The sequence below is a fragment of the Gemmiger formicilis genome (genome assembly GCF_018784445.1).
In the GTDB taxonomy this organism is placed as follows: domain Bacteria; phylum Bacillota; class Clostridia; order Oscillospirales; family Ruminococcaceae; genus Gemmiger.
The window spans coordinates 70,285-77,635 of the sequence record NZ_WQOH01000021.1 but is presented as its reverse complement, the minus strand read 5'-3'; the positions used below and the strand labels follow the sequence as shown (position 1 = coordinate 77,635).

Here is a 7,351-nt window from a genome sequence, read left to right as displayed (position 1 = left end):
AATTCACAGACAGCAAGCCCTTTCGGCTGCTTGAACAATTTTTACTTCAAAATATTGTCTAACTTTTGGGGGTCACTTCAGTCACACCACAGAAGGGATTTTCTTTTATTCTGCCTTTTCAGCAGCTTTTTTTGCTTTTCGCTTTTTGCGCTTGCGCACGATGAACAAAATCACCAGCAGCAGCGCGGCGGCGGCACCGTAGGCAGCGGCAGCCAGCGGGACCTTGCTGGCGGGAATTTTGACGGCGGCAAACTCCGTCGTCCCGGCGGGGGCAGTGCAGGTCAGGTAGCTGCCGTCCACGCTCGTTTCGGCCTGCTGCCAGCCTGCGTCGGTCTTGACCCACAGCTCGGTGTTGTCGGTCGTCTCCGGCGGCATGTAGCGCAGCGTGTGGCCCGTGTCGGCGGGCAGTTCCAGGCCCCAGGCCTCGACCAGAACGCCGAGGGCTGCGGGCGCGTCGTCCACCTCGTGGAGCATCAGCTCGTCGGTGGTGTCAAAGCTGCCCTCCACCAATACGATGGGGCGGCCATCGCGCTTCTCTTGGCTCTGGCGCACGGTGTTCATGTCACTGTACTCGGCGTGGATGGTCGCGTCGAAGGTCATGTTTTTAAGGTCAACGTCCTCCCAGCTGCCGTACTGGCCCGTATGGTTGGGCACCGGCGGGAGCTGGTCTGTCGGGAAGTCGCTGCCGTAGGGGATGTAATACTGCTGCACCAGCGTGTCATCCTCGGTCACGAAGCGGACGCAGATGCTGGCAAAGTCGCTGGGCAGGTTCTCCTGTGCGGCAAAATCCGCATAGCTCAGCGGCTCGGCAATGTTTTTGTAGCTGACGCTGTCGATGCCGGCCACGCCCTCGTCCACGAAGGTGTTGCCGGTGACGCTGCCGTCCAGCGGGTCCTCCACATACCCGGCAATCGCGCCGAGCTGCTCGGCGGCGTTGTCGATGATGACCATAGCGCGGCAGTTCTCGATCGTCGCGCCGTTTCCGGCGATGCCGCCTACCTGCTTTGCGCCGGACAGGCGGCACTTGGCGTAGCTTTCGCGGATGATGGACTTGCTGACACCGGCCACGCCGCCCACGGCAGTGGCGTCCTCGGCATCGACGGTGCCAAAGCCTTTGCAGTCGATGACGGAACCCATCTCTGCATCACCCACGATGCCGCCCGCGTTCTGCTTTTTGGCGCTGACGGTGCCGTAGTTCGTGCAGTCGCGGGCCACAACGCGGGTCTTGAAGGTGAAATTCAGCGACTCGCTGCCTGCGGTGGTGTAGTCGTCCTCGGGGTCCAGGTCGTTCTCCCGGGCCATGGCCCCGGTAATGCCGCCTGCGTTGATATCGGCGTTGACCACACCGCTGTTGATGCAGTTCGTGACCTTGGCCTCAACATCGTCGTCGGTGTCCTCGTCGGAGATATCGTCCACAACGTCATCCGGGTCCTTGATGTTGTCACTGGCACCGGACAGCGTCTGGCCGATCTTGTTGATCTGGTTGGAAATGGCGCGCACATCGTTGATCAGGGCCTGGGAGTTGCTGCTTGCGTTGGAGTTCAGATTGCTGACGATATCGCCCATGCTGGTCAGGTTGCTGCTCAAATCGTTGCGGCTGGCCGTGATGGCGTCCTTGTTCGTCAGCTCTACTTTGGGGATCTCCACATCCACGGAGTTCGGGATGGCGTCGCTGATGCCGTCCACCAGCTCCTTGCCGAAGTCCCGGTTCTCCGGCTTCTCGACGATATAGCCGCCGTCGTCCTGGTTCGGGTCGGGCGTGGGCTGGGGGCCGATGGTGGTATCGCTGTCGGCATCCGTGTTGGGGTCGGGCTGGCCGTGGGCTTCGCGCTCGGCTTCGGGTTCCGCGCTCTGCCCGGCGGGGGCGTTCTCGGTCACAGGGGCGGTGTCCGCCGCTTCGGCAGGCTGTTCAGCCGGGGCCGGGTCTGCGGGCTGCTCGGGGGCTGTGACGGCCTCGTCCTGCGTCGGGGTCTCCTCGGCCTGACTCTCGGGCACCGGGATATCCTCACCGATATCGCCTGTGTCGATACCGATATCCGGCAGGCTGATGTCGGGCAGATCGATGTCACTGTCCGAATCGTCGCCGTTGTCGTCATTATTGCGGTTCGTCAGGTCGCCTGTGGAGTAGATGGGGTCGATGACCGCGCCGTCAGGCTGCTTGGTGGCGTTGGGGTCCTCCGGGTTGCCGGTGGTGTTTTTCAAATTCTGCTTGAACTGGCTCAGGTCCGTCTTGACGGTCTGGCTGCTGATGGAAATGCCGTCCTCGGTCTGCTGCAGCAGGTTCTCGATGGCGTTGCGGGAGCTGGTCACGCTGCTTTTCAGTGCGTCCAGCTGGTTGGACAGGTCGCTGCTGGCGGCGCTGGCGTCGTCGCAGGCGCGGTTGACCAGCGTTTGCAGGGTGCCCATCTCATCGCTGAGTTCCTGCAGCGTGTCTTTGGTGTATTCCAGCGTGCTGCTGGGCTCCATCTGGCCGACGATGCCGCCGCCCTCCTTGCGGGCGTAGACGGTGCCGTAGTTGACGCAGCCCTCGATGTAGCCGGTCTGGCTGCCCGCAATGCCGCCGACGTTGTAGCCCATGTGCTGGTAGCCCACGGTGCCGCGGTTCATGCAGGCGCGGATAACGCCGCCGGACTGGCCCGCGATGCCGCCGATATCGGTGATATCGGCCACGTTCTCGGTGCCGATCAGGTCACCCAGCGTCAGCTCAGAGAGGTCAATATCGTTCTGCTCCACCGTCGTGTTCACATTGGCTGTGTTGGTGGAGTTGGCAATGATGCCGTGGTTCTCACCGGCAATACCGCCGATGAAGTGCGCACCGTAAACACTGCCGGTGGTGGTGCAGCTCTCGATGACGCCGGAGGCTAGGTTCGTGCCGACAATGCCGCCGACGATAGACGCACCGGAGGATACGCCCTCAAACCGGCAGTTATGCAGGGTGCCGGCGTTGCTGCCCGCAATGCCGCCCACGGTGGTGCGGCTGCCGGTGGGCATGGCGCGGCCCCGCACAACGAGGTCGCGGACGTTGGCGCCTTTCTGCACATAGCGGAAGAAGCCCACGACCGAGCCGTCGTTCACCAGGCTCAGGCCGGAAATAACGTGCCCCTGGCCCAGGAACACGCCGCTGAAGGACGGGATGCCGCTAAAGCCGCTTCCGGTCAGTTCCAGGTCAGCGTCCAGCATGACGGTACGATTCTCGCTCCAGCTGTCCAGGCGGCAGTAGTCGGCCAGCTGTAAAAGCTCGTCCATGGTACCGATGTGGTAAGTCTCTTTTTCAGTGGTGTCGGCGCTGCTCTCCCCTTCCGCAAAGACAGGCAGGGTCAAAGCCAGCACAAGGCAGAGCGCCAGCAGCGCGGCCCAAAGGCGGCGCGTTAGTTGGAAAATACGGTTCATTCGGCGTCGCCTCCTTTCGCAGCGTCGTCAGCGGCGGGGGTATCCGGGGCGGTTTCTTCCCCGGCGTCGCTGGATTCATGGATGTTTTCTTCCGACAGGTACATGTCGGGCTTGTCAACGGTAAATTCGGTGCCGGTGGCAATGTTCGCACTGAACTGGCCGTGCAGCACGCCCTTGATGTCGGCATCGACGACGCCGTTGATGTAGCCGCGCACGCGGCCATTGATGTGCATGGTGCCGCTGGCCGTGTGGGTCATACCGGCAACGCCCTTCATCTCAAAGCTCGTGCGCTCGATGATGGTGTCGCCCAGGATCAGGATCTGCGGCAGGACAAACAGAACCAGCATGATGGAAACGATCGTGCCGCGGCCCAGGCAGGTACCGATGGCGGCGATAACGGGGTTCGTGGTCAGCACGCTGATCAGAATACCCGCCGATGCCAGAATGGAGCCGGAGGTGAAGATGGTCGGGAACGACTCGTTCAGGGCTGTGACGATGGCCTCTTTCGGGCGCATGACCTTTTTCAGGTCGGTGTAGTGGCTGGAGATAACGATGGCGTAGTCGATGTTTGCACCCATCTGAATGGAGTTGACGATCAGGTAGCCGAGGAAGTACAGCGGGGTGTGCTGCAGGTACGGCACCGAGAAGTTGATCCAGATACTGCCCTGAATGACGATGATCAGCAGCACGGGCAGACCCGCGGACTTGAATGTGAACAGCAGGACCAGGATAACGAACAGCGCGGACAGCACACTGATGAGCAGGTTATCCTCGCCGAAGGAGCTGGACAGGTCCATGGCGCTCGTCGTATTGCCGACAACGTAGAACGAATCGGTGGCGTAGTATTTGCCGATGATGTCGTGCATCTTGTTGACGAAGGCGAACGTCTCGTCGGTCTCCTCGGGCAGGTTCAAATAGACGACCATACGGCTGTAATCGTCACTCTGCAGCTGCTTCTGGGCTTCATCGAGCTGGTCGAACAGGTCGTCCAGCGTGTCCTGCACATCACCCGAGAGCGTGATGTTGCCGTCGTGCATCTCCTGTTCCAGGAACCTGAACATGTCGTAGATCGGCACTTTATAATCGTCCAGACCGTTGATGATCTCGCCGTACTCGTCATGGTCGACGGCGTAGGCGCCGTACAGTGCCTTGGCAACCTCGAAGTCGAGGTCGGCCATCTCGGCCAGCTGGCGCGGGGTCACAGCGTCGGTCAGCATATAGCCGTCCATCGCTTCAATGTTGGCCAGACCCATCGTGGATTTGACCTCGGCGCAGCCGTCCAGCTCGTCGAGAATTTTGCCCTCGGACTCATAATCGCCGGACGGCACGATGACGGCTACCATGTTGCTGCTGCCGAAGGTGTTTTTGATTTTCTGGTAGGCAATCTGGCGCTCGCTCTGCTTGGCCGTGACCAGATCGGTGTAGGTGTAGCAGTAGGGGCACAGGTTGGCGAACACCGCTGCCGCCACGATGATGACGCCGAAGATCGGCGGGATGATAAAGCGGGTCTTGATGTCGAACTTGCCGACGGCGGTGATCTTGGGAATCAGGTTTTTGTGGCGGGTCTTGTCGATCAGCTTGCTGAACAGCACCAGCAGGCCGGGCATCAGCGTAAAGACACAGAGCATACTGAACAGGATAGCCTTGATCAGGACCGTAGCCAGGTCGCGGCCGATGCCGAAGTGCATGAACGCCAGCGCGGCCAGACCGCTGATGGTGGTCAGCGAGGAGGAAGAAATCTCCGGGATGGCCTTGGAAAGCGCGGCGATACAGGCTTCGCGGGTGGGCATCGTCTCGTGCTCGTCGCTGAAGCGGTGGCACAGAATGATGGCGTAGTCGATGGCCAGCGCCAGCTGTAATATGACGGTGACGGAGTTGGAAATGAAGCTGATGGTGCCGCACAGGAAGTTGGTGCCCATGTTTAGTAGCGCGGCCGCGCCGAAGGTCATGATAAGGACCGGTACCTCGGCGTAGGAGCGGGAGGTCAGCGTCAGCACGAGCACAATGATGATGGCAGCGATGACAACGATGACGACCATTTCCGACTGCAGATCGGCGGAGGAATCGTAGCCGACCTCGGAATAAATCGAGGTGTCGTAGGTCCCTTCCAGTTTGTCGCGGATCTCCTGCAGCGCCTGCTCGGCGTGGGCGTCGCCGACCTCGCCGTCAAAGCTAACGCTGAACAGCGCCGACGCATTTGTGTAATGTTCATCGGTGTCGTCGAAATCAACGGTGGTCACGCCGTCGATATCCTCAAGCTGTTCCTGAATTTCCAGCGCCGTGTCGTAGGTGATGTTGGACACCATGACGTTGGCGGTGCCGTAGGTGACGAAGTTGTCGTTCATCACGGTCAGGCCCTGGCGTGTCTCGGTTGTGTCGGGCAGGTAGGTCGTGATGTCATCCTCGACCTTGACCCAGCTGGTGGCGATGGCGCAGAAAATCAGCGCGAATATGTATAAAAGGAAAAACAGGTTGCGCTTATCAACGATAAACGCGGCCAATTTTTCCATGCCGTTGCCTTTTGGCTTCTCGTTCTCCAAGGGTATACAGCCTCACTTTCCCATTTTATTTAATATAAAAAGGATACATCATTATTATACGAAAAGCAAGCACGCGGGAACACGGTCAAATCTGTGGGAATGTACAAAGATATGATGAAGTTTTTGTTAAGGTGTACAAACAAAAAGTACCGCGCGGTACAAACCACACGGTACTTGAAAAGCTATTGGTAAGCTAAATTACTTCAGCTCGACCTTAGCGCCGACCTCAGCCAGCTTCTTCTGGATGTCCTCAGCGTCAGCCTTGGAAGCCTGCTCCTTCAGCTTGGCGTTCGGGGTCTCGACCAGCTTCTTGGCCTCCATCAGGGAAGCGCCGGTCAGCTCCTTAACGGTCTTGATGACCTGCATCTTGTTAGCGCCAACGTCAGCCAGGATGACGTCAAACTCGGTCTTCTCCTCCTCAGCGGGAGCAGCAGCGCCGGCGGCAGCAGGAGCGGCAGCAGCAACAGCAGAAACGCCGAACTCCTCGCAGATGGTGTCAACGAGCTCTTTCAGCTCCAGAACAGTCATAGTCTTGACAGACTCGACAATGGCAGTGATCTTCTCAGAAGCCATGGTAGTTACCTCCATAAATTTTATAGTTTTAAGCGGCGCGGTTTTTATTCAAAGAGCGCTGCGCCGGTGCGCTCAACCTGCTTGACCTAAAATCAGGCAGCAGTCTCGTCCTGCTTGTCGACGATACCCTGCAGGGCAACAGCCAGACCACCAACGATACCGTTGAGGGAGCCAGCCAGCATAGAGAGCAGGCCTTCGCGGTTGGGCATGGTAGACAGGCTCTTGACACCTGCAGCATCCATAACCTGACCATCGCAGAAGCCACCCTTGACGACGAAGCGCTTGGACTTGTCGGCGTCAGCAAACTTGCACAGGATGCGAGCAGCAGCAGCCGGATCCTCCGGAGACAGAGCGATAGCCGTGTCACCCTTGAAGTACTCGGTCAGACCCTCGTACTGGGTGCCCTTGACAGCCAGGCGCAGCATGGTGTTCTTGACGACCATGTAGTGCACGCCAGCCTCACGCAGCTCCTTACGCAGCTTGGTGTCGTCAGCGACGCTGATGCCGTTGTAAGCAACGACAACACCGGCCAGAGAACCAGCGATCTTCTCGTTCAGGTCGGCAACCAGAGCCTTCTTAACTTCCAGAATCTTTGCACTGGGCATTTGAAATTCACCTCATTCCACTTACAGATTGGTTTCGGTAAGCGGCTTTTTATGGGATTAAACAGTAAAAAGCCCCTTCCCGTCGCCGGGAAAGGGCTTGAAAGCATTGCAATCAAACGCACGTTTCTCGGCAGGTGGGTAAAACCCGTTATGCCTTGCGGCACCTGCTGTCTCAAAAACAGCTTAGTTATTATAGCACGCAAACGTGCGTTTGTCAATAGAAAAAGCGGAATTTCTCTACTT

Annotated in this window: 4 protein-coding genes and 1 other annotated feature; all 4 genes read right to left on the bottom strand. The window is 58.9% G+C overall.

The annotated features are described in order from the left end of the window. Window positions 1-105: 105 nt before the first annotated feature. The 4 genes from GPK89_RS08485 to rplJ all read right to left on the bottom strand — a co-directional run bounded on the left by GPK89_RS08485 (window position 106) and on the right by rplJ (window position 7,108). Complete coding sequence (locus GPK89_RS08485; protein WP_215692448.1) at window positions 106-3,390, bottom strand: hypothetical protein; 3,285 nt, start codon at window positions 3,388-3,390, stop codon at window positions 106-108. Beyond that, entirely contained in the window at window positions 3,387-5,900 is a 2,514-nt protein-coding gene (locus GPK89_RS08480; RefSeq protein WP_215692447.1) for an efflux RND transporter permease subunit, read from the bottom strand. Before GPK89_RS08480 ends, GPK89_RS08485 begins: the two co-directional genes overlap by 4 nt. 228 nt (window positions 5,901-6,128) lie before the next feature. Continuing rightward, on the bottom strand, window positions 6,129-6,503 hold the full coding sequence (gene rplL / locus GPK89_RS08475; protein ID WP_078783069.1) for a 50S ribosomal protein L7/L12: 375 nt from the start codon (window positions 6,501-6,503) through the stop codon (window positions 6,129-6,131). 92 nt (window positions 6,504-6,595) lie between these two features. Next, window positions 6,596-7,108: a 50S ribosomal protein L10 gene (gene rplJ, locus GPK89_RS08470; RefSeq protein ID WP_215692446.1), complete on the bottom strand. Its 513-nt coding sequence runs from the start codon at window positions 7,106-7,108 to the stop codon at window positions 6,596-6,598. A 56-nt stretch (window positions 7,109-7,164) separates the two neighbouring features. Next, window positions 7,165-7,303: a sequence feature (ribosomal protein L10 leader region), on the bottom strand. Window positions 7,304-7,351: the final 48 nt, after the last annotated feature.

Excerpts from the sequence above, each read along its gene's own strand:
- rplL (WP_078783069.1), bottom strand. The coding sequence starts at position 6,503 with ATGGCTTCTGAGAAGATCACTGCCATTGTCGAGTCTGTCAAGACTATG.
- GPK89_RS08480 (WP_215692447.1), bottom strand. The coding sequence starts at position 5,900 with ATGGAAAAATTGGCCGCGTTTATCGTTGATAAGCGCAACCTGTTTTTC.
- GPK89_RS08485 (WP_215692448.1), bottom strand. The coding sequence starts at position 3,390 with ATGAACCGTATTTTCCAACTAACGCGCCGCCTTTGGGCCGCGCTGCTG.
- rplJ (WP_215692446.1), bottom strand. The coding sequence starts at position 7,108 with ATGCCCAGTGCAAAGATTCTGGAAGTTAAGAAGGCTCTGGTTGCCGAC.